The organism is Pseudonocardia asaccharolytica DSM 44247 = NBRC 16224 (assembly GCF_000423625.1).
GTDB classification, from domain to species: domain Bacteria; phylum Actinomycetota; class Actinomycetes; order Mycobacteriales; family Pseudonocardiaceae; genus Pseudonocardia; species Pseudonocardia asaccharolytica.
This window is the reverse complement of the sequence record NZ_AUII01000007.1, coordinates 126,919-153,106: the sequence shown is the minus strand read 5'-3', so window position 1 is coordinate 153,106 and position 26,188 is coordinate 126,919. Positions and strand designations below refer to the sequence as shown.

Genomic DNA, 26,188 nt, shown 5'->3' with positions numbered 1-26,188 from the left:
GCACCTCAGGCCTCGAGGGCGGGCCGCGAGACGATCCGGCCCCGGCCGAGGTCGGCCCGCCGTCCCGCGACGGCGCCGTCGGCGAACCCCGAACCCGACAGGGTCGCGCGCCCCGCCCTGCCGAGGTTCGGAAACGCCTCGGCGTAGGCGCGTGCCACCTGGGCCTCCCGATCGAGCAGCACCAGTGCGGCGGGTCGCGCATCGGGCGCCGGCCCCCGCCCACCGCTCGCCGCCCGCGCGGCCGCCTCCTCGGCGGCCCGCAGCCGGTCGTGGACCTGTGCGGCGAACCCGTGCAGCCAGGACCGCCGGTAGGCGGCCACCGACTCGCCCGGCCGCGGCGGCCGCAGCCGCACCAGCTGGCTGGTGGCCTGCAGCAGCAGCGAGGTGTAGAGCAGCGCGACTCGCTCTCGGTCGGACGCGTAGCCCACGACGCTGACCGCCGAGACCTTGCCCCGGTACGCGCCGTGCAGCACCCAGCGGCAGCGCAGCGCCGCCGCCGTCCAGCCGAGCAGCCGCGCCTTCCCCGCGCTGTAGGGATCCGCCATCGCGATCCGCACCGTGCCGATCGTGTCGCGCCCCGGATCGGCGGCGGCCAGCAGCGCCGCGTCGACCCCGTGCCGCGCCATCAGCGCGACCGCCTTCTCGTTGTAGATCGCCGCCTCCGCCTCGGTTCCGGCGCGCTCGGCCTTGGCCAGCAGCTTGCGGATCCGGTCCAGCGCATCGCCCACGTCGGGCTCCTTTCGAACTGATGTTCGCCTCGACGCAGTGGGTACCAGACCCCACCGACACCGTGCGCTCCCGCCCGATGCGGGGCGCGACGTGTCGGGCGGCGGCTCTAGGCTGGAGGGGCCATGGCCCACCCCTCCAGCTACCGCCCGGCCCCGGGAACCGTCCCGGAGGCTCCGGGGGTGTACCGGTTCTCCGACCCACGCGGCCGGGTGATCTACGTCGGTAAGGCCAAGAGCCTGCGCAGCAGGCTCAACTCCTATTTCGCCGACGTGGCCGGACTGCACCCGCGCACCCGGCAGATGGTCATGTCCGCCGCACGCGTCGAATGGACCGTGGTCGCGACCGAGGTCGAGGCGCTCCAGCTCGAGTACAACTGGATCAAGGAGTTCGACCCGCGGTTCAACGTCCGCTACCGCGACGACAAGACCTACCCGGTCCTCGCGGTGACGCTGAACGAGGAGTATCCGCGGCTGCACGTCTATCGGGGACCGCGCCGCCGCGGCGTGCGCTACTTCGGCCCGTATGCCCACGCCTGGGCGATCCGGGAGACCCTCGACCTGCTGCTGCGGGTCTTCCCGGCGCGGACCTGTTCGGCCGGGGTGTTCCGCAGGCACGGCCAGATCGGCAGGCCCTGTCTGCTCGGCTACATCGACAAATGCGCGGCGCCCTGTGTCGGCACGGTCAGCGCGCAGCAGCACCGCGCGATCGTCGAGGAGTTCTGCGAGTTCCTCTCCGGGCGCACCGACCGGATGATCCGCGAGCTGCAGCGGCAGATGGACGAGGCCGCCGAGGCCCTGGAGTTCGAGAAGGCGGCCCGGCTGCGCGACGACATCGGCGCGCTGCGCCGCGCGCTGGAGAAACAGGCCGTGGTGCTCGGCGACGGGACCGACGCGGACGTCGTCGCGTTCGCCCAGGACGAGCTCGAGGCCGCCGTCCAGGTCTTCCACGTCCGCGCCGGCCGGGTCCGCGGACAACGGGGCTGGATGATCGACAAGGTGGAACCCACCAGCACCGCGCAGCTCGTCGAGCGGTTCCTCACCCAGTTCTACGGCGAGCAGGCTGCACTCGCCGGCTCCGCCGACGACGCGCACCAGCCCGTCCCGCGGGAGATCCTGGTGCCCGAGCTGCCGCCCGACGCCGACTCGCTGGCCGAGTGGCTGACCGGGCTGCGGGGATCGCGGGTCGGGCTGCGGGTACCCCAGCGCGGGGACAAGCGGGCACTGGCCGAGACGGTCGCGCGCAACGCCGCCGAGGCGTTCACCCAGCACAAGCTGCGCCGGGCGGGCGATCTGACCGCGCGCTCGGCGGCGCTGCAGGAGATCCAGGACGCGCTGGGGCTGGACTCGGCGCCCCTGCGCATCGAATGTGTCGACGTCAGCCACGTGCAGGGCACCGATGTGGTCGCCTCGCTCGTCGTGTTCGAGGACGGTCTGGCCCGCAGGTCCGACTACCGCCGCTTCGAGATCCGCGGCGGCGCCGAGGGGAGCGGTAGCAACGACCCGGCGGCCATCGCCGAGGTGGTCCGCCGCCGGTTCCGCCGCTACCTCGCCGAGTCCGGGGCCGAGAACGGAACCGAGACCGGGACCGACCCGGTCGTGCGCCCGGGTATCGACCCGGACACCGGTCGGCCCCGCAAGTTCGCCTATCCGCCGAACCTGCTCGTCGTCGACGGCGGGCCGCCGCAGGTCGAGGCGGCCGCCGACGTCCTCGCCGAGCTGGGCATCACCGACGTCGCCGTCTGCGGACTGGCCAAGCGGCTGGAGGAGGTCTGGTTACCCGCCGACCCCGATCCCGTGATCCTCTCGCGCACCAGCGAGGGTCTCTACCTGCTACAACGCGTCCGCGACGAGGCGCACCGCTTCGCGATCACCTATCACCGGCAGCGCCGGTCGAAGGGTATGGTCGCCTCCGAGCTGGACGCGGTCCCCGGTCTGGGGCCCGCGCGGCAACGGGCGCTGCTCAAACACTTCGGTTCGGTGCGCAGGCTGAAGGCCGCCGCTGCCAAGGAGATCGCCGAGGTGCCCGGGTTCGGGCCGCGTACCGCGGCCGCCGTGCACACGGCGCTGAACGGTCCCGCGCAACAGGAGGCCGCCGATGATTGAGGCCAGGACCGCAAGCCCGACCGGGATCGAGGTGGCGCTGATCAGCGGGCTGTCCGGAGCGGGACGCAGCACGGCGGCGAAGGTGCTGGAGGACCTCGGCTGGTTCGTCGTCGACAACCTGCCGCCCGAGCTGATCGCGACCATGGTCGAGCTCGGAGCCAAGGCGCGCGGTGAGATCACGAGGATCGCTGTCGTGATGGACGTGCGCAGCCGGGCCTTCTCCGCCGATCTCGGTTCGGTCATCAAGGACCTCGACGCCAGCGGCTACCGGCCGCGACTGCTGTTCCTGGAGGCCACCGACGAGGTGCTGGTTCGCCGGTTCGAGCAGGTCCGGCGCAGCCATCCGCTGCAGGGGGACGGCAGGCTCTCCGACGGGATCTCCGCCGAACGCGAGCTGCTGGGCCCGCTGCGCGAGACCGCCGACCTCGTCGTCGACACCTCGACCCTGTCGGTACCGAGGCTGCGGGCCACCCTGGAGCGGGCGTTCGGCGCCGAGCTGGCCCAGGACACCCGCGTCACGGTCCTGTCCTTCGGCTACAAGTACGGGCTCCCGATGGACTCGGACCTCGTCGTCGACGTCCGGTTCCTGCCCAACCCGCACTGGATCCCCGAACTGCGCCCGCACACCGGCCGCGACGCCGATGTGCGCGACTACGTGCTCAGCCAGGAGGGCGCCGAGGAGTTCATCACGCGCTATCTGGAGCTGCTGCACCTGGTCAGCGCGGGCTACCGGCGCGAGGGCAAGCGGTATCTGACCATCTCGGTCGGCTGCACGGGCGGTAAGCACCGCAGCGTCGCGATCAGCGAGGAGCTGGCGCGCAGGCTGGCGGGCGCCGAGGGGGTCGCGGTGAGCGTGGCGCACCGCGACCTGGGCCGGGAATGACGGCCCTGAAGGCGGTCGCGCTCGGCGGCGGGCACGGCCTGCACGCCACGCTCACCGCCCTGCGCGCCCTCGACGACGTCATCACCGAGGTGACCGCGGTCGTCACCGTGGCCGACGACGGCGGCTCGTCCGGGCGGCTGCGCCGCGAGCTCGGCATGCTGCCCCCCGGCGACCTGCGGATGGCCCTGTCGGCGCTGGCCGACGGCGACGGCACCGACCCGGCCGAGGCGCTGTGGGTCCGGCTCGTCCAGCACCGGTTCGGGGGCACCGGGGCGCTGGCCGGACATGCGGTGGGCAATCTGCTGCTGGCCGGGCTGATGGACGTCCTCGGCGATCCGGTGGCCGCCCTCGACGAGGTCTGCCGGCTGCTCGGCGTGCGGGGCCGGGTGCTGCCGATGAGCCGCGACCCGCTCGACATCGAGGCCGAGGTGACCGGCCTCGGCGACGATCCGCGGGCCGCCAGCCGGATCCGCGGACAGGTCGCCGTGGCCTCGACCCCGGGGCGGGTGCAGCGGGTGTGGCTGCGCCCGGAACGCCCGCGAGCCTGTTCCGAAGCGGTCGCGGCCGTCCGCGCCGCCGATCTCGTGCTGCTCGGCCCCGGCTCGTGGTTCACCAGCGTTCTTCCGCATCTGCTCGTCCCCGAGCTGCGCGACGCGCTGATGACGACCCGGGCGCAGCGGGTGGTGGTGCTCAACCTCGCGCCCGAGCCGGGGGAGACCGCCGGGTTCTCCCCCGAGCAGCACCTGGCCGTTCTCGCCCAGCACGCGCCCGGCCTGCTGGTCGACGCGGTGCTCGCCGATGTGGCTGCGGTGCCGGTACTGCAGCAGCTCAACCGCACGGCCGAGACCATGCTGGTCCCCGGGGGAAGGGTGCACCTGGCCCCGGTGGCCGCGGCGGACCCTACGGTGCCCAGACATGACCCGACGGCGCTGGCGCTGGCCCTGCGCGCCGTGCTGGCCGCCTTCGCTCAGCGGCGGACTGGCCGGCACCGCGGGACCGACCGGCCGGAGACGGCTGAGAGGAGGACATGACGGTGGCGCTCCCCGCACTGCGATCGGCGATCAGGAGGACTCGGCGATGGCGATGACGGCCGCGGTGAAGGACGAGCTCAGCAGGCTGACGGTCACCAGACCGTCGTGCCGCCGGGCCGAGGTGGCCTCGCTGCTGCGTTTTTCCGGCGGGCTGCACATCGTCGGGGGGCGGGTGGTGGTCGAGGCCGAGGTCGACACCGGGTCGGTGGCGCGGCGGCTGCGTCGGGACATCCACGAGCTCTACGGGCATACCTGCGAGGCGCATGTGATCGCGCCGGGCGGGATCCGCCGGGCGGCCCGCTACGTGATTCGGGTGGTCCGCGACGGCGAGGGGCTGGCCCGGCAGACCGGGCTGCTCGACGGCCGTGGCCGTCCCGTCCGGGGACTGCCGCCGCTCGTGGTGTCCGGCGATCTCGCCGACGCGGAGGCGGCCTGGCGCGGCGCGTTTCTGGCGCACGGCTCGCTGACCGAGCCGGGGCGGTCCTCGGCGCTCGAGGTCACCTGTCCGGGGCCGGAGGCGGCGCTGGCGCTGGTCGGTGCCGCGCGCAGGCTCGGGGTCACCGCCAAGGCGCGCGAGGTCCGCGGGGCCGATCGGGTGGTCGTCCGGGACGGCGACGCGATCAGCGCGCTGCTCACCCGTATGGGCGCGCACTCGTCGGTGCTGGCCTGGGAGGAGCGGCGGATGCGCCGCGAGGTCCGGGCGACCGCGAACCGGCTCGCGAACTTCGACGACGCCAACCTGCGCCGCTCGGCGCGGGCGGCGGTCGCGGCCGCGGCCAGGGTCGAGCGGGCGCTGGAGATCCTCGGTGAGGAGGTCCCGCAGCATCTGCGCGCCGCGGGGAAGCTGCGTGCCGAGCACACCCAGGCCTCGCTGGAGGAGCTCGGTCAGCTGGCCGATCCGCCGATGACCAAGGATGCGGTGGCGGGCCGGATCCGCAGGCTTCTGCACATGGCAGACAAGCGGGCGGCGGATCTGGGTATCCCCGACACGGAGTCCGCGGTCACCCCGGAGCTGCTCGAGGAGGCCTGAGCCCGGCCCGGCCCGACGGGCCGGCGGCGTACTTCACCCCTCGTCTCCCACCAGCGGGGCCGGTCGCGGAGGATAAGGTTGCGCGGGGGTCCCATCGAGGACCGCCGGCGATATCTCAGGGAGGCACGTGGTGACGGTTCGGGTGGGGGTCAACGGGTTCGGCCGGATCGGCCGCAACTTCTGGCGGGCGGTCGACGCGCAGCGCCGGGCCGGCGGCACCGAGATCGAGATCGTGGCGGTCAACGACATCACCGACAACGCGACCCTGGCGCATCTGCTTAAGTACGACTCGATCCTGGGCCGGCTGCCCTACGAGGTGCGCTCCACCGACGAGGAGATCATCGTCGACGGCCACGGGTTCAAGGGGCTGGCCGTGCGCGACCCGGCCGAGCTGCCCTGGAAGGACCTCGGGGTGGACGTGGTGGTCGAGTCCACCGGGCTGTTCACCTCCCGGGAGGCGGCGGCCAAGCACCTCGACGCCGGGGCGCGCAAGGTGGTGATCTCCGCGCCGGCCAAGGGTGAGGACGTCACGGTGGTGATGGGGGTCAACGACACCGCCTACGACGGGTCGCAGGCGATCGTGTCCAACGCCTCGTGCACCACCAACTGCCTGGCCCCGCTGGCCAAGGTGCTCGATGAGCTGCTGGGCATCGAGCGGGGGTTGATGACCACGATCCACGCCTACACCCAGGACCAGAACCTGCAGGACGGGCCGCACCAGGATCTGCGCCGGGCCCGGGCCGCCGCGCTGAACATCGTGCCCACCTCCACCGGGGCGGCCAAGGCGATCGGGCTGGTGCTGCCACACCTGAACGGCCGGCTGGACGGGTATGCGCTGCGGGTGCCGATCCCCACCGGGTCGGCCACCGACCTCACGGTGCAGGTGCGCCGGGAGGCGAGCGTGGAGGAGATCAACGCCGCGTACCGGGCGGCGGCCGAGGGCCCGCTGAAGGGCATCCTGTCCTATGCCGAGGCGCCGTTGGTGTCCTCCGACATCGTCACCGACCCGGCCTCGTGCATCTTCGACGCCGGGCTGACCAAGGTGATCGGCAACCAGGTGAAGGTGGTGGGCTGGTACGACAACGAGTGGGGCTACTCCAACCGGCTGGTCGACGTCACCGCCCTGGTGGCCTCGAAGCTGTGAAGAGCCTCCCCGAACTGCTCCGTAAAGGAGTAGCGGGTCGGACCGTGCTCGTCCGCTCCGACCTGAACGTGCCTCTGGACGGCGACCGCATCACCGACGATGGCCGCATCCGCGCCTCCGTGCCCACCCTGGCGAAGCTGCGGTCCGGCGGGGCGCGGGTGGTCGTCACCGCCCATCTCGGGCGACCCAAGGGCGTTCCCGACCCGAAGTACTCCCTCGCCCCCGTGGCGCGGCGCCTCGGCGAGCTGCTCGGCACCGAGGTGACCCTGGCCGACCACGGCGACGAGGCGCAGTCGGCGGTCGGGGTGATGCGCGACGGCGACGTCGTGTTGCTGGAGAACATACGCTTCGACCCGCGCGAGACCAGCAAGGACGACGCCGAGCGGGCCGCGCTCGCCCGCGAGCTGGCCGCGCTGACAGGGGCCGACGGCGCGTTCGTCTCTGACGGGTTCGGCGTGGTGCACCGCAAGCAGGCCTCGGTCTACGACGTGGCCCGCGATCTGCCCGCCTACGCGGGCGAACTCGTGCGCGCGGAGATCGAGGTGCTGCGGCAACTGACTCACGCCTCGCAGCGGCCCTACGCGGTGGTGCTCGGCGGCTCCAAGGTCTCCGACAAGCTCGCCGTGATCTCGGCGCTGCTGCCCAAGGTCGACGCGCTGCTGGTCGGCGGCGGGATGTGCTTCACCTTCCTCGCCGCCCAGGGACACTCCGTCGGCGAGTCGCTGCTGGAGCGCGAGCAGATCGAGGCCTGCCGCGGGTTCCTCGCCTCCGGCAGGGTCGTGCTGCCCACCGACGTGGTGGTGGCGTCGAAGTTCGCCGCCGACGCCCCGACCCGCACGGTGACGGCCGACGCGATCCCCGATGGCTGGATGGGCCTCGACATCGGGCCCGAATCCGTCGCCGCGTTCACCGGGGTGCTCGTCGGAGCCAAGACGGTGTTCTGGAACGGGCCGATGGGCGTGTTCGAACTGGCGCCGTTCGCCGCGGGCACCCGGGGCGTCGCGCAGGTGATCGTCGACGCGACCGCGAAGAACGGGACGTTCTCGGTGGTCGGCGGCGGGGACTCGGCGGCGGCGGTCCGCGCGCTCGGCCTGCCCGAGTCCGGTTTCTCGCACATCTCGACCGGTGGCGGCGCGTCGCTGGAGTACCTGGAGGGCAAGGCGCTGCCGGGCCTCTCCGTCCTGGAGAAGTAGAGGCAATGGCACGGATTCCGCTCATCGCCGGCAACTGGAAGATGAACCTCAACCACCTCGAGGCCATCGCCTGCGTGCAGAAGCTCGCCTTCGCGCTGCCGGAGAAGTACTACGACAAGGTCGAGGTGGCGGTGCTGCCGCCGTTCACCGACATCCGCAGCGTCCAGACGGTCATCGACGGTGACAAGCTGAGGATGGTGCACGGCGCGCAGGACCTCTCGCCGCACGACGCGGGCGCCTACACCGGCGACGTCTCCGGGGCGATGCTGGCGAAGCTGGGCTGCCGCTACGTCGTCGTCGGGCACTCCGAACGCCGGGAGTACCACCACGAGGACGACGCGCTGGTCAACGCCAAGGTCCGGGCCGCGATCCGGCACGGCATCACGCCGATCCTGTGCGTCGGGGAGGGCCTTGAGATCCGCGAGTCCGGCCGGCACGTCGAGCACACCACCGGGCAGCTGCGCGCGGCGCTGGTGAAGGTCACCGCGGAGCAGACCGGCTCGTTGGTGGTCGCCTACGAGCCGGTGTGGGCGATCGGCACCGGACGGGTGGCGAGCGCGGCGGACGCCCAGGAGGTCTGCTCCGCCCTGCGGGCCACCGTCGCCACCCTCCATGGCGATGCGGCCGCCGCCGGGGTGCGGATCCTCTACGGCGGTTCGGTCAAGGCCGGCAACGTCGGCGAGATCGTGGGGGAGGCCGATGTCGACGGGGCGCTCGTCGGCGGTGCGAGCCTGAACGCCGACGAGTTCGCCCAGCTCTGCGCGATCGCCGCGGGCGGCCCACTGCCGTGACGACATCGTCATGACCGGCGCGTCCCCGGGGCTGTGACCCCGGTCAACCAGGCCGGCAGTTGCCGGTAGCCTGGGGGGACCGAAGCAAATGAGGATGGGATGAAGCTCGCCCTGCAGATCGTCTTGATCGTCTCCAGCATCCTGCTGGTGCTGCTGATCCTGTTGCACCGCGGGCGCGGCGGCGGCCTGTCGAGCCTGTTCGGTGGCGGCGTGCAGTCCAGCCTGTCCGGCTCGAGCGTCGTGGAGAAGAACCTCGACCGGCTCACGTTGTTCACCGGCGCGATCTGGCTGATCGCGATCATCGGCAGCGGCATGCTGATCAAGGTCGGGGGCTGAGCGATCCCGCGGTCGCGGCCGGGCATCAGCACGAAGGAGGCATGGGATGGCAGGTGGGAACGCGATCCGCGGAACCCGGGTGGGTGCGGGCCCCATGGGCGAGTCGGAGCGCGGCGAGGCCGCACCTCGGGAGCGAGTGTCCTACTACTGCGCCAACGGGCACGAGACGGCGCCCTCCTTCGCCGCTGAGGCCGAGATCCCCGACGCGTGGGACTGTCCGCGCTGTGGGCTCCCGGCGGGCCGGGATCATCAGAGCCCACCCGCGCCGCCGCGCAACGAGCCGTACAAGACTCATCTGGCCTACGTGAAGGAGCGTCGCAGCGACGCGGACGGCGCCGCCATTCTCGAGGAGGCGCTGGGAAAGCTGCGGGCCTCGCGCGAGTTGTAGGGCGGAGGCCGGTGGGGCTGCGTGCCGCGTTGAGTGCGAGGCTGGCGCACGCGGCCGGCCGCCTCATGCGCGGCGCTGTCGGCGACGCGGTCGCCGCGGCCATGGCCGAGCGGCGATCCGAACGGGACGCCGCGATCGTGGCGCAGGTGCGTCGTGGGTATGGCGAGCTCTCGGCGCAGCTGGACCGGGAGCTCGCCGAACTCCGATCGGATATCGGCGAGCAGGTCCGCGCGGAGGCCGACCGGGCGGTCGCGGAGATCCGCGCGGCCGAGTTGCGCGGCCGCCGCGATCTGGCGGCCGCGGGCGAACGGGACGCCGCCGCGACGAGCGCCCGGTTCGTCCACGACGAGATGGCCGATGCGGTCGCGTTGCCGACCCCGGTGGCGACCCTCGAGCACGCGCTGGCCATCGCCTCGAAGGGCGGGATGGCGCTGGAGTTCGGCGTCTACACCGGCCGCACCCTCGCGATGATCGCGGCGTCCCGGCCCGATGACGCGGTCTACGGCTTCGACTCGTTCGCCGGGCTTCCCGAGACCTGGCGCCCCGGGTTCCCGGTCGGCGTCTTCGACGATATCGCCGGACCGCCCGAGGTGTCCGGCGCCGAGATCGTCGTCGGCCTGTTCGACGAGACCCTGCCCGGCTTCCTCGCCGCCCATCCCGGCCCCGTCGACCTGCTGCACATCGACTCCGATCTGCACAGCTCGGCCGCGACCGTGCTGGCACACGTCGGTCCCCGGCTGGGACCGGGCAGCGTCGTGGTGTTCGACGAGTTCTTCAACTATCCGGGCTGGGAGGACCACGAGGCCCGCGCCTGGCGGGACCATGTGGCGGCCCATCCCGGGCTGACCTTCCGCTACGAGGCCTACACGATCGACAACGAGCAGGTGGTCGTGCGGATCACGGGTGAGGACCGTCGGCCCGGCGCGGCGCGGTAGCGGCCCTCGGTGGGGCTGCACGGGCGATCGTGGATCGGTCCACACTTCGATAACCTGCGGCGATGACTCGCTGGTTCCTTCCTCAGGACACGATCCCCAGCGCGTGGTTCAACATCACGCCGCATCTGCCGAAGCCGATCGACCCACCGCTGCACCCGGCGACGCGGCAGCCGATCGGCCCCGACGACCTGGCCCCGCTGTTCCCGATGGCGCTGATCGGGCAGGAGGTCGCCACGGAGCCGTGGATCGACATCCCCGGCGAGGTGCTCGACATCCTGCGGTTGTGGCGGCCGACGCCGCTGGTCCGGGCCACCCGGCTGGAACAGGCGCTGGGCACACCGGCCCGGATCTACTACAAGGACGAGTCGGTCTCGCCCGCCGGCAGCCACAAGCCGAACACCGCCGTCGCGCAGGCGTTCTACAACAAGCGCGAGGGCATCTCGCGGCTGTCCACCGAGACCGGCGCCGGGCAGTGGGGCACCGCGCTGGCGTTCGCGTGCGCGCAGTTCGACCTCGACCTCAAGGTCTACATGGTCCGCGCGTCCTACGATCAGAAGCCCTACCGGCGCGTCGCGATCGAGACCTGGGGCGGGGAGGTCGTCCCCTCCCCGGTCGACGAGCCCGACCACCCCGGCTCCCTCGGTTCCGCGATCTCCGACGCCGTCCGCGACTGCGTCGCCCGCGAGGACACCCACTATGCGCTCGGCTCGGTACTCAATCACGTGCTGCTGCACCAGACCGTGATCGGTCTCGAGGCGAAGGAGCAGCTCGAGCTGGCGGGGGAGCGGCTGCCCGATGTCGTCATCGCACCGTGCGGCGGCGGGTCGAACCTGGGTGGTCTCGCGTTCCCCTTCGTCCCGGACGCCGGCGTGCGCCTGCTCGCGGTCGAGCCGGTGTCGTGCCCGACGCTGACCCAGGGCCGGTTCGAGTACGACTTCGGCGACACCGCCGGGTTCACCCCGCTGCTGCCGATGTACACCCTCGGGCACGACTTCGTCCCGCCGTCGATCCACGCCGGCGGGCTGCGCTACCACGGCGACTCGCCGCAGGTATCGGCCCTGGTCCGGGACGGGCGGATGGAGGCCGTGGCGTATCCGCAGGGCAAGGTGTTCGACGCGGCCGTCCAGTTCGCGAGGGTCGAGGGCAAGATCGCCGCCCCGGAGGCCGCGCACGCCGTCCGCGCCGCGATCGACGAGGCACTGGCCGCGAAGGAGACCGGCGAGGAGAAGGTCATCCTGTTCAACTACTGCGGCCACGGGTTCCTCGACCTGTCCGCCTACGACGACTACCTGCACGGCAGGTTGCTCGACGAGCAGGGCTGAGCCCGGCGGCCGGGCTCGCCGAGCGCCCATGATCGGCCTATGGGCGGCGGTAGCCGCGATACGCGCGCTCGCCGCCGCCGAAATGCTGATCATTGCGGCACTCCGCCGATCCGCGTACCTACGTGCTCGTCGGGTCCAAGGCCCGCAGCAGGGCGCCAGGGCCGACCGTGCGCGCGCCGGACACGTGGACCCGCGCGCGCAATCCGCGGTCGGCCGTCACCACGACGACCTCCTCGCCGGTCGCGGTGAGGTCGCGGGCCAGCGCCGCGATGGCGGTGTCCCCGTCGGTCTCGGCGCGCAGAACCCGCAGCTGCCGATCGGCCGTCCGCGGCGCGGCCGACCGGGCCGCGCCCTCCAGCACGAGGACCACGCGCAGCGGCGTGCCGTCGGCGATATCGAGGGCGCGGGTGAGCGCTCCGGAATCCGCGCCCAGCACCCCGTCCAGCCGCTCGGCCAGCCGCGTCGCGGCACCGGCGCGGTCACGCCACCAGCCGTCCGGCCGGGAACCGACGACATTCGCGCCGTCGACGATCACCGTCAGCATCATCATCCCAGCTCAGCAAGCCCTGTGAGTGCGTAACAGTGTTAGAACACTGTTACGCACTCACAGGTGGTCAGGCGATGGGCGGGACGAAGTCGCGGGGGAGCTTGGCGGCAGCCGTCCGGTCCAGCAACCACCGGGTGCGGCGGCGGCCACGCGCCCCGGCGACCGGGATCGCCACCTCACCGGCCCCGGTGAGCGCCATCGCGACCGCGGCGGACTTGGCTTCCCCGGTCGCCAGGATCCACACCTCGGCGGCGGTGCGGATCGCCGGCAGGGTCAGCGTGATCCGGGTCGGAGGGGGCTTCGGGCAGCCGTGCACCGCTACGACGGTCCGCTCCGTCTCGTAGACGGCGGGGGAATGCGGGAAGATCGAAGCGGTATGCCCCTCCGGACCCATGCCCAGCAGCAGGATGTCGAGCGTGGGCATCGGCCCGTGATCCTCGGGTGCCGCCCGGCCGGCCAGCAACTCGGCGTACTCCGCCGCGACAGCCTCCGCGCCGGCCGGCCCGGTCCCGGTGTCGGCGCCCATCGGGAAGACCTTCGCCGGGTCGATCCGGACGTGGTCGAGCAGTGCCTCCCGGGCCTGGGTCTCGTTGCGATTCGGATTGCCGGAGGGCAGGAAGCGCTCGTCACCCCAGTAGAACTCGATGCGCGACCAGTCGACGGCGTCCCGGGCAGGCCCGGCGCGCAGCTGCTCGAGCAGCGCGATGCCGATCCCCCCACCGGTCAGGCCGATCTTCGGTGCCGCCCCTGCGGACTGCAGGTCCACCAGCCGGGTGACCAGCCGGGCCGCTGCGGCCGCCGCGAGAATGTCCGGGTTCGCATGGACGACGACGTCTGGCTCCCAGGTCATCAGAGTTCCGCCTTCACCGGAGTACGTCCACGGGACACCTCGCTGATGCCCGCCAGCGCGGCGCCGTAGATCTCGTCGGGATCGAGCCTGCGCAGCTCCTCGGCCAAGCAGTCGGGCACGCTGCGCCGGGTCAGGGCGATCATACGGTCGGGCTGGCCGGGCTGGCGCAGGGTCGCGGTCCTGCCGTCCGGACGGACCAGCTCGATGGGGCCGGACCTGCGGTTGAGCCGCACCGCCGCCATCCCGCCCCCGCCGCCGGTCGCCGGGGAACGCTTGACCCGGATCTGCAGCCGCACCGCCAACCAGCCCGCCATCAGGTCCGTCGAGGGCGACACCGTCTCCCCGGCCACGACGGCGCTGGTCACCGGCTCGTGTGGGGGATGGTCCAGCGCCGCGGCGAGCAGCGCGCGCCACCTGGTCAGCCGGGTCCAGGTCAGGTCGGTATCGCCGGCGACGTGCTGGGCGCGGCGCTGCTCGAACGCCCGGTTCGGGTTGCGCGACGACAGCGCGTCGGTGATCCGCCGCTGGGCGAGCCTTCCGATCGCGTCCTCCGCCGGGCACGCGGGCGCCTCGTTCGGCCACCATGCGACGACGGGCGCATCGGGCAGCAGCAGCGGCATGACCATCCCGGCGCCCGGCTCGTCGGTGGCCAGCGGGCCGTACCCGCGCAACACCACGACCTCGCTGGCGCCGGCGTCCCCACCGACGCGGATCTGGGCGTCGAGCCGGGCCGCGGCCCGCCGCTGCCCGCGAGCCAGCACGATGACCCGGCAGGGATGCTCCCGGCTGGCGTGGTTGGCCGCCGCGATCGCGTCCTCGACCTGGTCGCCGTCGTCGGTGACGATGACCAGCGTGAGCACCCGGCCGAGCGCCAGCACACCGCCGCGGGCCCGCAGCTCCACGAGCTTCCGGTTGACGGCCGCGCTGTTGCTCGACGGCAGATCGACGATCATGCCTCGCTCCTCCCCGCCCCGTCGAGAACGACCTTGTGATTGTCTTCGGCCCCGGAAGAACCCCATAACCTCGTTCTCGACGCGGGTCGGGCGCTCACGGGGGGTCGGGCGTTCACGGCCGCCGCCAGACGCGACCGGTGCGGGCCAGCATCCGGTTGGCCGACTCCGGCCCCCAGCTGCCCGCGTGGTAGGGGTCGGGCCCTTCCTCCTGGGCGGCCCAGTGGTCGAGCACCGGGTCGAGGATCCGCCAGGCCAGCTCGACCTCCCGGTTGACCGGGAACAGCGACGGCTCGCCGAGCAGCACGTCGAGGATGAGCCGCTCGTAGGCCTCCGGCGAGGCCTCGGTGAACGCGGTGCCGTAGCCGAAGTCCATCGTCACGTCGCGGACCTCCATCTGGCTGCCGGGTACCTTCGAGCCGAACCGCATGGTCACGCCCTCGTCCGGTTGCACCCGGACCACCAGCGCGTTCTGCCCCAACTCCTCGGTCATCGTGGAGTCGAACGGCAGGTGCGGGGCCCGTTTGAAGATCACCGCGATCTCGGTGACCCGGCGACCGAGCCGCTTTCCGGTGCGCAGATAGAACGGCACCCCCGCCCAGCGCCGGGTGTCCACCCCGCACGTGATCGCGGCGAAGGTCTCGGTCTTGGAGCTCGGGTCGAAGCCCTCCTCCTCCTTGAGCCCCCTGACCAGCTGGCCGCCCTGCCAACCACCGGTGTACTGGCCGCGCGCGGTGGTCTCGGAGAACGGGCCGATGAGCTTGACCGCGTTGAGCACCTTGATCTTCTCGGTCCGTAGCTCGTCCGAGGAGAAGGACGTCGGTTCCTCCATCGTGGTGAACGCGAGCAGTTGCAGCAGGTGGTTCTGGATGACGTCGCGCGCGGCGCCGATGCCGTCGTAGTAGCCGGCGCGACCACCGAGCCCGATGTCCTCGGCCATCGTGATCTGCACGTGGTCGACGTAGTGGCTGTTCCAGATCGGTTCGAACAACTGGTTGGCGAACCGCAGCGCCAGCACGTTCTGGACGGTCTCCTTGCCGAGGTAGTGGTCGATGCGGAACACCGACTCCTCGGGAAAGACCTCGTTCACGATCGTGTTGAGCTCGATCGCGGAGCGCAGGTCGTGGCCGAACGGCTTCTCGATCACCACCCGGCGCCACTGCTCGCCGTGCTGCGCCGACAGCCCGGAACGGGCGAGCTGCTTGCACACCACCGGGAAGGCACTCGGGGGGATCGACAGATAGAACGCGTGATTGCCGTTGGTGCCGCGAACCCGATCCAGATCGGCGACGGTCTGTTCGAGCCGGTCGAATGCGTCGTCGTCGGCGAAGCTGCCCTGGACGAACCGGAAGCCCTGCGCGAGCTTCTCCCATACCTCCTGGCGGAACGGTGTGCGCGAATGCGCCTTGACGGCGTCGTGGACCACCGCGCCGAAGTCCTCGTCGGCCCAGTCCCGGCGGGCGAACCCGACCAGGGCGAAGCCCGGTGGCAGCAGCCCGCGGTTGGCCAGGTCGTAGATGGCCGGCATGAGCTTCTTGCGGGACAGGTCGCCGGTGACCCCGAAGATCACCAGACCGCACGGGCCCGCGATCCGAGGCAGGCGTTTGTCCCGCGGATCGCGCAGCGGGTTCACCCAGTTGTTCGATCCCAGCTCACCGGAGACCAGCAGATCCGTGTTCGCGGACATGTCCCGTCACTCCAGTCCTCGTCGCGTCCAACATTCTCGCCGGCGGGTTCGTGCCCACCGCCGGCCGGTGCGACCCACGCCCTGCGACGGACCGGTCAGCCGATCGAGGAGAGGCGGGCGCGGCCCGGACGCTCAGCGGGCCGCGTCGAGCTGACCCTGCACCGTCTTGCCGAGCTCGTCCCACGAGGCGTCGAACTTCTGCACACCCTCGTCCTCGAGGACACGGAACACATCGGGGAGGTCGACGCCGACGCGCTCGAGGGCGTCGAAGACGTGCTGGGCGTCGGCCGCGGTGCCGGTGACCCGGTCCCCGTGCACCTCGCCGTGCTCGGCGAACGCCCGCATCGTCTTCTCCGGCATCGTGTTGACCGTGCCGGCGACGACGAGCTCGGTGACATACAGGGTGTCCGGGTAGGCCGGGTTCTTCACCCCGGTGGACGCCCACAGCGGACGCTGCTCCCGCGCCCCGTTGGCTTCCAGGGCCTTCCACCGGTCGGTGGCGAAGACCTCCCGGAACGCCGCATAGGCCAGCCGCGAGTTGGCCACCCCCGCCTTGCCGCGCAGCGCCAACGCCTCGTCGGTGCCGATCGCCTCCAGCCGCTTGTCGATCTCGGTGTCCACTCTGGACACAAAGAACGACGCCACCGAGGCGATCGCCGACAGCGGGTGGCCGTTCGCGGCGGCCTGTTCCATCCCGCCCAGGAAGGCGTTCATCACCTCGCGGTAGCGCTCCACGGAGAAGATCAGCGTGACGTTCACACTGACGCCCTCGGCCAGCGCGCGGGTGATCGCGGGCAACCCCTGCTCGGTGGCCGGGATCTTGACCAGCAGGTTGGGGCGGTCGACGGCCTTCCACAGGTCCAGCGCCTGAGCGACGGTGGCGTCGGTGTCGCGGGCAAGGCCGGGATCGACCTCCAGCGAGACCCGCCCGTCGATCCCGCCGGTGGTCTCCCAGGTCCCGCTGAACAGGTCGCAGGCCTGTTGTACGTCGGCGACGGTGATCTCGCGGACGGTGTCGGGGACCGAGGCGCCCCGCGCGGCGAGGTCACGGATCTGCTCGGAGTAGGCCTGGCCCTCGGCCAGCGCCGCGGCGAAGATCGTCGGGTTGGTGGTGACGCCGACGACCTGCCAGTCGGTGATGAGCGCGCGCAGGTTGTCGGTCTGCAGCCGCTCCCGGGACAGGTCGTCGAGCCAGATGGACACGCCCGCGTCCGCCAGGGCGTCGAGCCGCTCATGGATGCTCATGCTCGCGAGATCTCCTTTACGTGATGGCCCGCTCGGGGAGCCGGATCAGACCTTCGCCAGGCTCCGTCGCGCGGCGTCGACGACGGCCTCGGTGGTGAACCCGAACTCCCGGAACAGGGTTTGGTAGTCGGCACTGGCCCCGAAGTGCTCGATCGAGACGGTCTGGCCCGCGTCCCCGACGAAGCGGTGCCACGGCTGGGCGATGCCCGCCTCGACCGACACCCGCGCTGTCACCCCGGATGGCAGCACCGACTCCCGGTAGGCCTCGTCCTGCGCGTCGAACCACTCGACGCACGGCATCGACACCACCCGGGTGGGGACGCCGTCGGCCTCCAGCACCTCCCGCGCCGCCACCGCGATCTGCAGCTCGGAGCCGGTGCCGAGGAGGACCACCGCCGGCGTGCCGGTGGAGGCCTCCGCGAGGACGTAGCCGCCGCGGGCGACGCCCTCGTGCGAGGTCCCGGCGAGCACCGCCAGGTTCTGCCGGGTCAAGGCCAGCGCCTTGGGGCCGTCCGGGCGCTCCAGCGCGGCCCTCCACGCCGCGGCCGTCTCGTTGGCGTCACCCGGGCGGATGACATCGAGCCCGGGGATGGCGCGCAACGCGGCCAGATGTTCGATGGGCTGGTGGGTGGGCCCGTCCTCGCCCAGCCCGATCGAGTCGTGGGTCCAGACGTAGATGACCGGCGCACCCATCAGCGCGGCCAGCCGCACCGCCGGACGCATGTAGTCGGAGAAGACCAGGAAGGTGCCGCCGTACGGTCGGGTCGGGCCGTGCAGCGCGATCCCGTTGAGGATCGCGCCCATCGCGTGCTCCCGGACCCCGAAGTGCAGCGTGCGTCCGTACGGGTTGGCCTGCCACATCTTGGTCGAGGTCTCCGGCGGGCCGAAGGAGTCGGCGCCCTCCATCGTGGTGTTGTTGCTCTCGGCCAGATCGGCCGAGCCGCCCCACAGCTCGGGCAGCACCGGGGCCAGCGCGGTGAGCACCTCGCCCGAGGCCTTGCGGGTGGCAATGCTCTTGGCGTCGGGCTCCCAGGCGGGCAGCACGTCGGCCCAGCCCGCGGGCAGCTCGCGACCCAGCAGCCGGTCGAGCAGAGCCTTGCGCTCGGGCTCGCGGGCCGCCCACTCGTCGAAGGACCGCTGCCATGTCTCGTGCGCCGCGCGGCCGCGCTCGACGACGCCGCGGGCGTGCGCGAGCACCTCCGGCTCGACCTGGAAATGCCGCTCCGGGTCGAAGCCGAGGATCTTCTTGACCTCGGCGACCTCGTCGACGCCCAGGGCCGCGCCGTGCGCCTTGCCGGTGTTCATCTTGTTCGGCGCCGGATAGCCGATGATCGTGCGCAGCAGGATGAACGACGGGCGTGCCGGCTCGGCCCGCGCCGCCTCCAGCGCGGCGAGGATCCCGCTGACGTTCTCCCCGCCCTCGACCACCTGCACATGCCAGCCGTAGGCCTCGTAGCGCTTGGCGGTGTCCTCGGACAGCGCGATCGTCGTGTCGTCCTCGATGGAGATCTTGTTGTCGTCGTAGATCACCGTGAGGTTGCCCAGCTGCTGGTGCCCGGCCAGCGACGAGGCCTCCGAGGTCACCCCCTCCTCGATGTCCCCGTCCGAGGCGATGACATAGATCTGGTGGTCGAACGGGCTGCGTCCGGCCGGTGCGTCCGGGTCGAACAGCCCCCGCTCCCGGCGGGCCGCCATCGCCATGCCCACGGCGTTGGCGAGGCCCTGGCCGAGTGGCCCGGTCGTCGTCTCGACGCCGCGGGTGTGCCCGTACTCGGGGTGGCCGGGGGTCTTCGAGCCCCAGGTGCGCAGCGCCGCGATGTCGTCGATCTCCAGGCCGTAACCGCACAGGAACAGCTGCAGGTACAGCGTGAGGCTGGAGTGGCCGGCCGAGAGCACGAAACGGTCGCGCCCGATCCAGCCCGCGTCGGACGGGTCATGACGCATCACACGTTGGAACAGTGCGTAGGCCAGCGGTGCGAGGCTCATCGCGGTACCGGGGTGGCCGTTACCGACCTTCTGTACCGCGTCGGCGGCCAGCACGCGGACGGTATCGACCGCCCTCCGGTCGAGGTCCGACCAGTCGGGCGGCAGGTCGGCGCGGGTGAGGGTGGCGACATCGTCGGTCACGGACACTGATGTGCTCCTGAATCCTTGTGGGTAGTCGGTGGTACGCGACCACGGCGGGCCCGCTCGGTGACCAGCCTAGCCACGCGGGGGTGGTCGGCGTGATCCATCCGATCGGTCCATCCCAGCGTCTACCCCAGCACCCGCCGCCGTATACCCCGGGCTACCATCGACGCGTTGTAGAAAGACGCGAGAGAAATAGGCTGTAGCGAGACGTTGGCGATCGACGCGGTCCGGTAGTGGGGGTCGTGGCAACCCAAGGCGTCTCCACCACCACGCGAGCGAGGTAGCAACTGGTGAGCGCGCCGGTGTTCCATCGGGGATCGACGGACATGACGCCCGGTCGCGCGCGTCGCGTCGCCAGGTCGGCCCGCCTGCAACGGGTACGGGACGTTCTGCGCGCCTATCTCGGGCTGACCAAGACGCGCATCATCGAGCAACTGCTCGTGGTGACCGTGCCGGCGATGGTGCTGGCCGAGCGGGGCATCCCGTCGATCTGGCTGATCGTGGCGACGCTGATCGGCGGGGCGATGGCCGCCGCGGGCGCGCACGCGCTCAACTGCGTGGTCGACGCCGACATCGACGCGGTGATGAAACGCACCGCGCGCCGCCCGCTGGTCAAGGGGCAGGTCCCGCAGCGGCACGCGCTCGTGTTCGGTCTCGCGCTGGCCGCCGTCAGCTCGATCTGGCTCGGGCTGACCACGAACTGGTTGGCCGCGGTGCTGTCGCTGGCCGCGATCGCGTTCTACGTGCTGGTCTATACGTTGCTGCTCAAGCGGCGTACCGCGCAGAACATCGTCTGGGGCGGTGCCGCGGGCTGCATGCCGGTGGTCATCGGCTGGGCGGCGGTCACCGGCACCGTGGAATGGCCCGCGCTGGCGATGTTCGCCGTGATCTTCTTCTGGACGCCGCCGCACTTCTGGGCGCTGGCGATGCGCTACAGGGACGACTACGCAGCTGCGGGCATTCCGATGCTGCCCGTCATCGCCGCCCCGGCGCAGGTGTCGCGCCGGATCGTCATCTACTCCTGGGTGATGGTGGTCTCGACGCTGCTGCTCCTTCCCGTCACCTCGTGGATCTACACCGCGGTCGCGGTGACGGGCGGGGCGTATTTCCTGCTCCAGGCCCACCGGCTGGACGCCGCGGTCCGGGCTGGTCGCGAGGTGGCGCCGATGCGGGTGTTCCACCTGTCGAACCTGTACCTGTGCGTGCTGTTCGCCGCGATCGCCGTCGACGCCGCGATCGGCCTTCCCGTCCTGGGCTGGCCCCTGTGAGTGCGTAACAGTGTTCTAACACTGTTACGCACTCACAGGCCTCGCCGAACTGCGGTTTCAGGGGATCAGCAGCAGCTTTCCGGTCGTCTTGCGGCCCTGCAGGTCCTCGTGTGCGGTACGGGCCTCGGCCAGCGGGTATCGGTGCCCGATCCGCACGTCCAGCGATCCGTCGACGACCGCGGCGTACACCGCGGCGGCCTTGGCCGTCAGCTCCTCGCGATCGGCGATGTAGTCGAAGAGCTTCGGCCGGGTGAGGTACACCGAGCCCGCCGCGTTGAGCCGCTGCGGATCGACCGGCGGCACAGGTCCGCTCGACGCCCCGAAGAGCACGAGCACGCCGCGGCGGCGAAGGCTCGCGAGGCTCGCGTCGAAGGTGGTCTTCCCGACGCCGTCGAACGCGGCGGCCACCCCGCGTCCCCCGGTGATGTCGCGGACCGCGGCCGCCAGGTCGTCGACCTCGGTGTAGCGGATCACCTCGGCAGCCCCGGCGGCGCGGGCGAACTCCTCCTTCTCCGGTGTCGAGACGGTGCCGATAACCCGGGCTCCGCGCGCCGCGGCGAGCTGGGTGAGCAGCAGTCCGACCCCGCCGGCCGCGGCGTGGACGAGGATCGGATCGCCGTCGGCGACCGGATAGGTGTCGTTGACCAGGAAATGTGCGGTCATGCCCTGCAGCAGCGCGGCCCCGGCCTGCTCGTCGGACACCCCGTCCGGTACGGGGACGGCCTTGTCCGCCGGCACCGCGGCGGCCTGCGCGTAGCTCCCCAGCCCCTCCGCCCAGGCGATCCGGTCACCGGCGGTGAAATGGGGCACTCCCTCGCCGACCGCGCGGACCCGGCCGCTGCCCTCCAGCCCGGGCACGAACGGCAGCTCCATCGGATAGATGCCCTGCCGCTGGTAGGTATCGATGTAGTTGACCCCCGCCGCCGCGACATCGACGAGCACCTCGCCGGGCCCCGGCTCCGGTTCGGGCACCTCGGTGACGGTGAGTACCTCCGGACCCCCTGGCTTGTTCACCCGAATTGCACGCATCCGCGTCCCTCCTCGGTCAGCTGTGGATCACGCCCGGACGGCGTCGGCCTCGCTCGGGATCTCCGGCCGCGCGACGACCGAGGTGTCGTCCACCTGCGGGGCCGCGGGCCGGACCGGCCGTTGTGCGGTGCCGGCCCACAGCGCTGCGGCGGCGGCGGTGACGACCGCGGCCCCGAGGACGTGCAGCGCGACCAGCACCTCCGGGACGCCGAGGGCGTACTGGACCCCGCCCAGCACACCTTGGGCGACGACGACGGCGACGAGTACCCGGTAGCGGCGGCGCAGCGTGGGCGGTGCGCCGATGGCCCACAACGCGAAGCCGAGCCCGACGAGCATGCCGAGGTAGGCGAAGAGCAGGTCGGCGTGCAGTTGGGCGAGGTTGGCGATCCCGACGTTCAGGCGCGGCGTCGCGGCGTCACCCGCGTGTGGGCCCGCGCTGGTGACCAGGCTGCCGGCGACCAGCAGCGCCGCCAGCACGACGCTGCTCACCGCGACCAGCGCGCGCAGCGGGCGGGGGATCAGCAGCCGGACCGGGCCGTCTCCGTCCGTCGATGCCTCGACGAGCAGGACCGCGAGCCAGACCAGCACCATCGAGACCAGGAAGTGCGGCATGACGCTCCACCAGGTCAGCCCGGTGAGCACCGTGATGCCGCCGATCACGGCCTGTGCCACCACACCCAGGGGCATCGCCGCGGCCAGCCAGGTCAACGGCCGCCTGCGCGGACGGGTGCCCAGCGCAGCGAGCAGGCACAGCCCCGAGACGGTGATGACCACGAAGGTCAGCAGCCGGTTACCGAACTCGACCCACTGGGTCACCGCCGCGATCCCGGGGTGCGCGACCGGGACCAGGCTGCCGGGGAAGCACTCCGGCCAGGTGGGGCAGCCGAGCCCGGATCCGGTCACCCGGACCACTGATCCGGTCACCGCGATACCGGCCTGCGCCGCGACGGCGGCGAGGGCCAGCCGGCGCATCAGCACCGGCGGGGTCGCGGGGAGGCGGTCCAGCAATGACGGTCGAGTCACGACCCGATCGTAGGCGCCGCCTGCTCGTCCCCGGTTCGCAGCCCGCCGCGGGAGTGCGGCTCGCCCGGGTGGCTCGCCGCCGCGCGGGCCCGGCGTGATCGGCGTTTCGGCGGGGGTAGCCGCGCGGGGCGCGGCGCCCGCTGCCCACGCGCCGATCACCGGTAGGGAGCCGGGTCAGCGGGCCATCCCCACGGTCAGCGGAGCTTGACCGTCCGCACCGAGACGATGGCCGCCAGCACGGCCCAGCCCACCAGCACCAGTACCGGCTGTGTGCCGGGCCCCTGACCGTCCACGAGCGCGGTGCGCAGCCCCTCGGCGAGCGCCCCGGAGGGCAGCCAGGTCGCCACGGTGCCCAGCGGGCCGGGGAGCTGCTCGGCCGGGATGACGATGCCGCCGGCGAACAGCAGCACGAACCAGATGAGGTTGGCCACGGCCAGCACGACCTCGGCACGGACCGAACCGCCGAGCAGGATCCCCAGGCTGCCGAACGCGGCGCAGCCGAGCAGCACGAGCAGCACCGCCCAGCCGAGCCCGTCGGCCTGCGGTCGCCAGCCCAGCGTGAGGGCGAGCGCGCCGAGCACAACCGTCTGCACGGCCACGAGCCCCAGCACGGCGGCCAGCCGCCCGGCAACGAGCAGCCAGCGCGGCAGCGCGGTGGCGGCGAGCCTGCGCACCACGCCGTAACGGCGATCGAAGCCGAGCGCGATCGCCTGGCCGGTGAAGGCCGCGGACATCACGGCCAGCGCCAGCACCGCGGGCACCACGGACGCCACCCGGGGCTCGGGCAGCGGCACCACCTCGAGCAGGGTCAGCCCGACGAGCAGCACGATCGGGATGAGCAGGGCGAGCAACAGCTGCTCGCCGTTGCGCAGCGCCAGCCGCAGCTCGGTGCCCGACTGCGCGGCGAGCATGCGCACCAGCGAGCCACGGCCGGGGCGCGGGGCGAAGGTGCCGGGGGCGAACCGCCCGGTGGAGGCAGTCACGAGCGCAGCTCCTTGCCGGTCAGGTCGAGGAAGACGTCCTCCAGGCTGCGCCGCGCGATCTGTACGTCGTCGGCGAGCGCGCCCTGCCCGGCGCACCATGCGGTGATCACCGAGAGGACCGAGGGGTCGATCCGGCCCTGCACGAGATAGCGCCCGGCGACGGTCTCGACGGCCCGGTAGCCGTTGGGCAGGGCGGCCGCGAGGTCGTCGAGGTCCATCCCGGGTGTCGCGCGGAACCGCAGCTCCTGCTGGTCACCGCCCGCGGTGAGCTCGGCGGGGCTGCCCTGGGCCACCACCCGGCCCCGGTCGACGATGACGACCTGGTCGGCCAGCGCCTCCGCCTCCTCCATCAGATGCGTGGTGAGCAGCACAGCCACCCCGTCGCGGCGCAGCGCGTCGATGAGCTCCCAGACCAGCCGACGACCCTGCGGATCCATCCCGGCGGTCGGCTCGTCGAGGAACACCAGCTCGGGGCGCCCCACGATCGCGCACGCCAGGGCGAGCCGCTGCTGTTGTCCGCCCGAGAGGCGCTTGTAGGGGATCCGGGCGCAGGAGCCGAGCCCCAGCACCTCGGTCAGCCAGGAGACGTCGAGCGGATGCGCGGCGCACGCGGCGATCACCCGCAGCATCTCCTCGGCGCGCACGCCGGGGTAGGCGCCGCCACCCTGGGGCATGATCCCGATCCGGGCGCGCAGCGCCTCGGGCGCCCCGGCCGGGTCACGGCCGAGCACCCGGACCGTGCCTGCGTCGGCACGTTGGACGCCCTCGCAGATCTCGACGGTGGTCGTCTTGCCCGCACCGTTGGGCCCGAGCAGGGCGAGCACGCTGGCCGCCGGCAGATCCAGATCGAGGCCGTCCACCGCGGTGGTCCGGCCGAACCGTTTGACCAACCCGCGCACCGAGACGGCCAGGTCGGGCGGCTCCGCCGCAGGAAGACTCACAGCCGCGGATTCTACGGAGGGTCGACGACGCCGGGCCTGACCGGTGCCGGCGCCGCGTCGGCGAGCATCCGGCGCCGCACCACGAGCATCAACACCAGGAACATGAACAACCCCGCGATGATCGACATCGGCAGCTGGTAGGCGCGGAAGTCGAAGTCGGAGCCGGTGGGCGGGACCATCACCGCGAGCACGGCCGACGCGGCCAGCGCCACCCGCCGGTAGCGCGGCAGCCCCCGGGTCGCGGCCAGTGGGATCGCGGCCCACAACAGGTACCACGGGTGGACCACCGGGCCGAGCAGCACGACCGCACCGAGCCCCGCGCCGAGCCCGGTGACCGGCTCCACCCGGCCGCGCAGCGTCGCGAGCAGCAGCCAGCCGCAGGCGATCGCCGCAGCCAGACCGCCGAGCAGCCGGGTGAGCATCAGCGTGGTGTCGGTGTGGTCGCCGAGCCCGGCGAGGATGCCCAGCTGGCCGGAGAGCTGCCCGAGGTCGGTGGACAGCGACATCCAGCTGCGGATGGTGTTGGCGGTGCCCTGCGTCCCGACCCAGCCGAAACCGAGCCCGGTGCCGAACCCGAGCGCGGCGAACACCCCCAGCGCGACCACCCCGAGGATGCCCGCCATCACCGCGACGTCGCGGGGACTTCCGCCGCGGCGGCGGGCCAGGTGCATGCCGAGGAAGCCGAGGGCGAGCAGGGCCGGCAGCTTCACGGCGGCACCGGCCGTGATGAGCACGGCGCCGGACAGCCAGCCCAGCGATGTCCTGGCGCGCAGCCCCAGTTCCAGGCCCGCGAGCATCGCACCGATCATCAGCGCCTCGTTGTGGATGCCGCTGACCAGGTGGAACAGCACGAGCGGGTTAGCCGCACCCAGCCACAGGGCCAGCCCGGGCTCGAGCCCGCAGCGCCGGGCCAGCCGGGGAAGCGCCCAGATGATCAACGCGACTCCGGCGAGGGCGAGCGCGCGGTGCGCGTACACCCCGAGCACGACGTTCTCGCCGGTCACCGCGGTGATACCGCGGCCCAGCTGCAGGAACAGCGGGCCGTAGGGCGCCGGGGTGTCGCGCCAGATCGTCGGGATCGTGCGGGTCAGCGGATCGTCGACGCCGAGTGCCTGCGCAGGCCCGAGCACATACGGATCCAGCCCGCGGGCGGTGATGGCGCTCTGCGCCAGATAGCTGTAGACGTCCTTGGAGAACATGGGCGGGGCCAGCGCGAGCGGCAGGGCCCACAGCAGACCGGTACGGGCGAGCTGCCCGCGGTCGGGCGCGGGTGGGACGGCACCGCGGGAACTCAGCATCCGCCCGATCCACAGCCAGCCCAGTACGAGCATGCCCATGCCGGCATAGGTCACGGCGATGGCCACCGTCGCGTTGCGGGCCGGCAGCCCGAGCAGCCGCAGCCCGTTGAGCGGGTTGGGCACCGGGAGCGCGCCCGCCCCGAGCGCGCCGATCGCCATCAGCAGCGCGCCGGTGAGGCCGAGCCTGCGGGCCTGCCTGCTGGGATCGTGCGGCCGCGTCGGCGAGGACGGTGCCGGATCGGCCCGGGCCGGTGGCACGGCGCCGACCCCGGTGGGATCGAGCCCCGCAGTGGCCATGCAGCGCAGGGTAGCGACCGGCATTGGCGTGATGCCGCTCACCTAATCGGTGGGTC

At 72.3% G+C, this 26,188-nt stretch carries 24 protein-coding genes; 12 read left to right on the top strand and 12 right to left on the bottom strand.

The window, feature by feature from the left end; translation table 11 throughout:
• Positions 1–5: 5 nt before the first annotated feature.
• Positions 6–728: a DUF2786 domain-containing protein gene (locus G567_RS28110; protein WP_037056746.1), complete on the bottom strand. Its 723-nt coding sequence runs from the start codon at positions 726–728 to the stop codon at positions 6–8.
• Between the two features lie 123 nt (positions 729–851).
• Between G567_RS28110 and uvrC the strand changes: the two genes are divergently transcribed.
• From uvrC to G567_RS0110795, 11 genes are all read left to right on the top strand, one after another.
• Positions 852–2,831 carry an excinuclease ABC subunit UvrC gene (gene uvrC, locus G567_RS0110845; RefSeq protein ID WP_028930007.1) on the top strand — a complete coding sequence of 660 codons (1,980 nt, stop codon included), beginning with the start codon at positions 852–854 and terminating at the stop codon, positions 2,829–2,831.
• Positions 2,824–3,714, top strand: coding sequence for an RNase adapter RapZ (gene rapZ / locus G567_RS0110840; RefSeq protein ID WP_028930006.1), 891 nt, complete (start codon positions 2,824–2,826; stop codon positions 3,712–3,714). The genes uvrC and rapZ overlap by 8 nt, the downstream gene beginning before the upstream one ends.
• Positions 3,711–4,745, top strand: a complete 1,035-nt coding sequence (locus G567_RS28105; RefSeq protein ID WP_051232755.1) for a gluconeogenesis factor YvcK family protein — start codon at positions 3,711–3,713, stop codon at positions 4,743–4,745. Before rapZ ends, G567_RS28105 begins: the two co-directional genes overlap by 4 nt.
• Positions 4,746–4,791: 46 nt before the next feature.
• Positions 4,792–5,775 carry a DNA-binding protein WhiA gene (whiA, locus tag G567_RS0110830; protein WP_028930005.1) on the top strand — a complete coding sequence of 328 codons (984 nt, stop codon included), beginning with the start codon at positions 4,792–4,794 and terminating at the stop codon, positions 5,773–5,775.
• Between the two features lie 130 nt (positions 5,776–5,905).
• Positions 5,906–6,919 (top strand): type I glyceraldehyde-3-phosphate dehydrogenase, encoded by a 1,014-nt coding sequence (gap, locus tag G567_RS0110825; RefSeq protein ID WP_028930004.1) that lies wholly within the window; start codon positions 5,906–5,908, stop codon positions 6,917–6,919.
• Entirely contained in the window at positions 6,916–8,112 is a 1,197-nt protein-coding gene (locus tag G567_RS0110820; protein ID WP_028930003.1) for a phosphoglycerate kinase, read from the top strand. The genes gap and G567_RS0110820 overlap by 4 nt, the downstream gene beginning before the upstream one ends.
• A 5-nt stretch (positions 8,113–8,117) precedes the next feature.
• Positions 8,118–8,903: a triose-phosphate isomerase gene (tpiA, locus tag G567_RS0110815; protein WP_028930002.1), complete on the top strand. Its 786-nt coding sequence runs from the start codon at positions 8,118–8,120 to the stop codon at positions 8,901–8,903.
• Between the two features lie 99 nt (positions 8,904–9,002).
• Positions 9,003–9,239 (top strand): preprotein translocase subunit SecG, encoded by a 237-nt coding sequence (gene secG, locus G567_RS0110810; protein WP_028930001.1) that lies wholly within the window; start codon positions 9,003–9,005, stop codon positions 9,237–9,239.
• A gap of 46 nt (positions 9,240–9,285) precedes the next feature.
• Positions 9,286–9,627: an RNA polymerase-binding protein RbpA gene (locus tag G567_RS0110805; protein ID WP_028930000.1), complete on the top strand. Its 342-nt coding sequence runs from the start codon at positions 9,286–9,288 to the stop codon at positions 9,625–9,627.
• A gap of 11 nt (positions 9,628–9,638) precedes the next feature.
• Positions 9,639–10,562: a class I SAM-dependent methyltransferase gene (locus G567_RS0110800; protein ID WP_245585622.1), complete on the top strand. Its 924-nt coding sequence runs from the start codon at positions 9,639–9,641 to the stop codon at positions 10,560–10,562.
• Between the two features lie 62 nt (positions 10,563–10,624).
• Positions 10,625–11,884 carry a TrpB-like pyridoxal phosphate-dependent enzyme gene (locus G567_RS0110795; protein ID WP_028929998.1) on the top strand — a complete coding sequence of 420 codons (1,260 nt, stop codon included), beginning with the start codon at positions 10,625–10,627 and terminating at the stop codon, positions 11,882–11,884.
• Between the two features lie 118 nt (positions 11,885–12,002).
• On the opposite strand, the gene G567_RS0110790 is transcribed toward G567_RS0110795, so the two are convergent.
• The 6 genes from G567_RS0110790 to tkt all read right to left on the bottom strand — a co-directional run bounded on the left by G567_RS0110790 (position 12,003) and on the right by tkt (position 19,296).
• Positions 12,003–12,434, bottom strand: coding sequence for a hypothetical protein (locus G567_RS0110790; RefSeq protein WP_028929997.1), 432 nt, complete (start codon positions 12,432–12,434; stop codon positions 12,003–12,005).
• A gap of 64 nt (positions 12,435–12,498) precedes the next feature.
• Entirely contained in the window at positions 12,499–13,281 is a 783-nt protein-coding gene (gene pgl / locus G567_RS0110785) for a 6-phosphogluconolactonase (RefSeq protein WP_028929996.1), read from the bottom strand.
• Positions 13,281–14,234 (bottom strand): glucose-6-phosphate dehydrogenase assembly protein OpcA, encoded by a 954-nt coding sequence (gene opcA / locus G567_RS28100; RefSeq protein ID WP_037056743.1) that lies wholly within the window; start codon positions 14,232–14,234, stop codon positions 13,281–13,283. The genes pgl and opcA overlap by 1 nt, the downstream gene beginning before the upstream one ends.
• Before the next feature lie 112 nt (positions 14,235–14,346).
• The gene (gene zwf / locus G567_RS0110775; RefSeq protein WP_051232753.1) at positions 14,347–15,918 is read right to left on the bottom strand and encodes a glucose-6-phosphate dehydrogenase; all 1,572 of its coding nucleotides are present in this window, start codon (positions 15,916–15,918) and stop codon (positions 14,347–14,349) included.
• Positions 15,919–16,050: 132 nt separating this feature from the next.
• On the bottom strand, positions 16,051–17,163 hold the full coding sequence (gene tal, locus G567_RS0110770) for a transaldolase (protein WP_028929994.1): 1,113 nt from the start codon (positions 17,161–17,163) through the stop codon (positions 16,051–16,053).
• Positions 17,164–17,208: 45 nt separating this feature from the next.
• Positions 17,209–19,296, bottom strand: coding sequence for a transketolase (gene tkt, locus G567_RS0110765; protein ID WP_028929993.1), 2,088 nt, complete (start codon positions 19,294–19,296; stop codon positions 17,209–17,211).
• A 323-nt stretch (positions 19,297–19,619) separates the two neighbouring features.
• Between tkt and G567_RS0110760 the strand changes: the two genes are divergently transcribed.
• Positions 19,620–20,561 carry a heme o synthase gene (locus G567_RS0110760; RefSeq protein ID WP_028929992.1) on the top strand — a complete coding sequence of 314 codons (942 nt, stop codon included), beginning with the start codon at positions 19,620–19,622 and terminating at the stop codon, positions 20,559–20,561.
• A gap of 57 nt (positions 20,562–20,618) precedes the next feature.
• On the opposite strand, the gene G567_RS0110755 is transcribed toward G567_RS0110760, so the two are convergent.
• The 5 genes from G567_RS0110755 to mptB all read right to left on the bottom strand — a co-directional run bounded on the left by G567_RS0110755 (position 20,619) and on the right by mptB (position 26,132).
• Positions 20,619–21,590: a quinone oxidoreductase family protein gene (locus G567_RS0110755; RefSeq protein ID WP_028929991.1), complete on the bottom strand. Its 972-nt coding sequence runs from the start codon at positions 21,588–21,590 to the stop codon at positions 20,619–20,621.
• Positions 21,591–21,617: 27 nt separating this feature from the next.
• Entirely contained in the window at positions 21,618–22,613 is a 996-nt protein-coding gene (locus G567_RS28095; RefSeq protein ID WP_245585621.1) for a COX15/CtaA family protein, read from the bottom strand.
• A 194-nt stretch (positions 22,614–22,807) separates the two neighbouring features.
• Positions 22,808–23,524: an ABC transporter permease gene (locus tag G567_RS0110745; protein ID WP_245585626.1), complete on the bottom strand. Its 717-nt coding sequence runs from the start codon at positions 23,522–23,524 to the stop codon at positions 22,808–22,810.
• A gap of 68 nt (positions 23,525–23,592) precedes the next feature.
• Positions 23,593–24,537, bottom strand: a complete 945-nt coding sequence (locus tag G567_RS0110740) for an ABC transporter ATP-binding protein (RefSeq protein WP_028929989.1) — start codon at positions 24,535–24,537, stop codon at positions 23,593–23,595.
• Between the two features lie 11 nt (positions 24,538–24,548).
• Positions 24,549–26,132, bottom strand: coding sequence for a polyprenol phosphomannose-dependent alpha 1,6 mannosyltransferase MptB (mptB, locus tag G567_RS28090; RefSeq protein WP_051232777.1), 1,584 nt, complete (start codon positions 26,130–26,132; stop codon positions 24,549–24,551).
• Positions 26,133–26,188: the final 56 nt, after the last annotated feature.

Coding starts and splice junctions, on each gene's coding strand:
- uvrC (WP_028930007.1), top strand. CDS start 852: ATGGCCCACCCCTCCAGCTACCGCCCGGCCCCGGGAACCGTCCCGGAG.
- rapZ (WP_028930006.1), top strand. CDS start 2,824: ATGATTGAGGCCAGGACCGCAAGCCCGACCGGGATCGAGGTGGCGCTG.
- G567_RS28105 (WP_051232755.1), top strand. CDS start 3,711: ATGACGGCCCTGAAGGCGGTCGCGCTCGGCGGCGGGCACGGCCTGCAC.
- whiA (WP_028930005.1), top strand. CDS start 4,792: ATGGCGATGACGGCCGCGGTGAAGGACGAGCTCAGCAGGCTGACGGTC.
- tpiA (WP_028930002.1), top strand. CDS start 8,118: ATGGCACGGATTCCGCTCATCGCCGGCAACTGGAAGATGAACCTCAAC.
- secG (WP_028930001.1), top strand. CDS start 9,003: ATGAAGCTCGCCCTGCAGATCGTCTTGATCGTCTCCAGCATCCTGCTG.
- G567_RS0110805 (WP_028930000.1), top strand. CDS start 9,286: ATGGCAGGTGGGAACGCGATCCGCGGAACCCGGGTGGGTGCGGGCCCC.
- G567_RS0110795 (WP_028929998.1), top strand. CDS start 10,625: ATGACTCGCTGGTTCCTTCCTCAGGACACGATCCCCAGCGCGTGGTTC.
- G567_RS0110790 (WP_028929997.1), bottom strand. CDS start 12,434: ATGATGATGCTGACGGTGATCGTCGACGGCGCGAATGTCGTCGGTTCC.
- pgl (WP_028929996.1), bottom strand. CDS start 13,281: ATGACCTGGGAGCCAGACGTCGTCGTCCATGCGAACCCGGACATTCTC.
- opcA (WP_037056743.1), bottom strand. CDS start 14,234: ATGATCGTCGATCTGCCGTCGAGCAACAGCGCGGCCGTCAACCGGAAG.
- zwf (WP_051232753.1), bottom strand. CDS start 15,918: ATGTCCGCGAACACGGATCTGCTGGTCTCCGGTGAGCTGGGATCGAAC.
- tal (WP_028929994.1), bottom strand. CDS start 17,163: ATGAGCATCCATGAGCGGCTCGACGCCCTGGCGGACGCGGGCGTGTCC.
- G567_RS0110760 (WP_028929992.1), top strand. CDS start 19,620: ATGACGCCCGGTCGCGCGCGTCGCGTCGCCAGGTCGGCCCGCCTGCAA.
- G567_RS0110755 (WP_028929991.1), bottom strand. CDS start 21,590: ATGCGTGCAATTCGGGTGAACAAGCCAGGGGGTCCGGAGGTACTCACC.
- G567_RS0110745 (WP_245585626.1), bottom strand. CDS start 23,524: ATGCTCGCCGCGCAGTCGGGCACCGAGCTGCGGCTGGCGCTGCGCAAC.
- mptB (WP_051232777.1), bottom strand. CDS start 26,132: ATGGCCACTGCGGGGCTCGATCCCACCGGGGTCGGCGCCGTGCCACCG.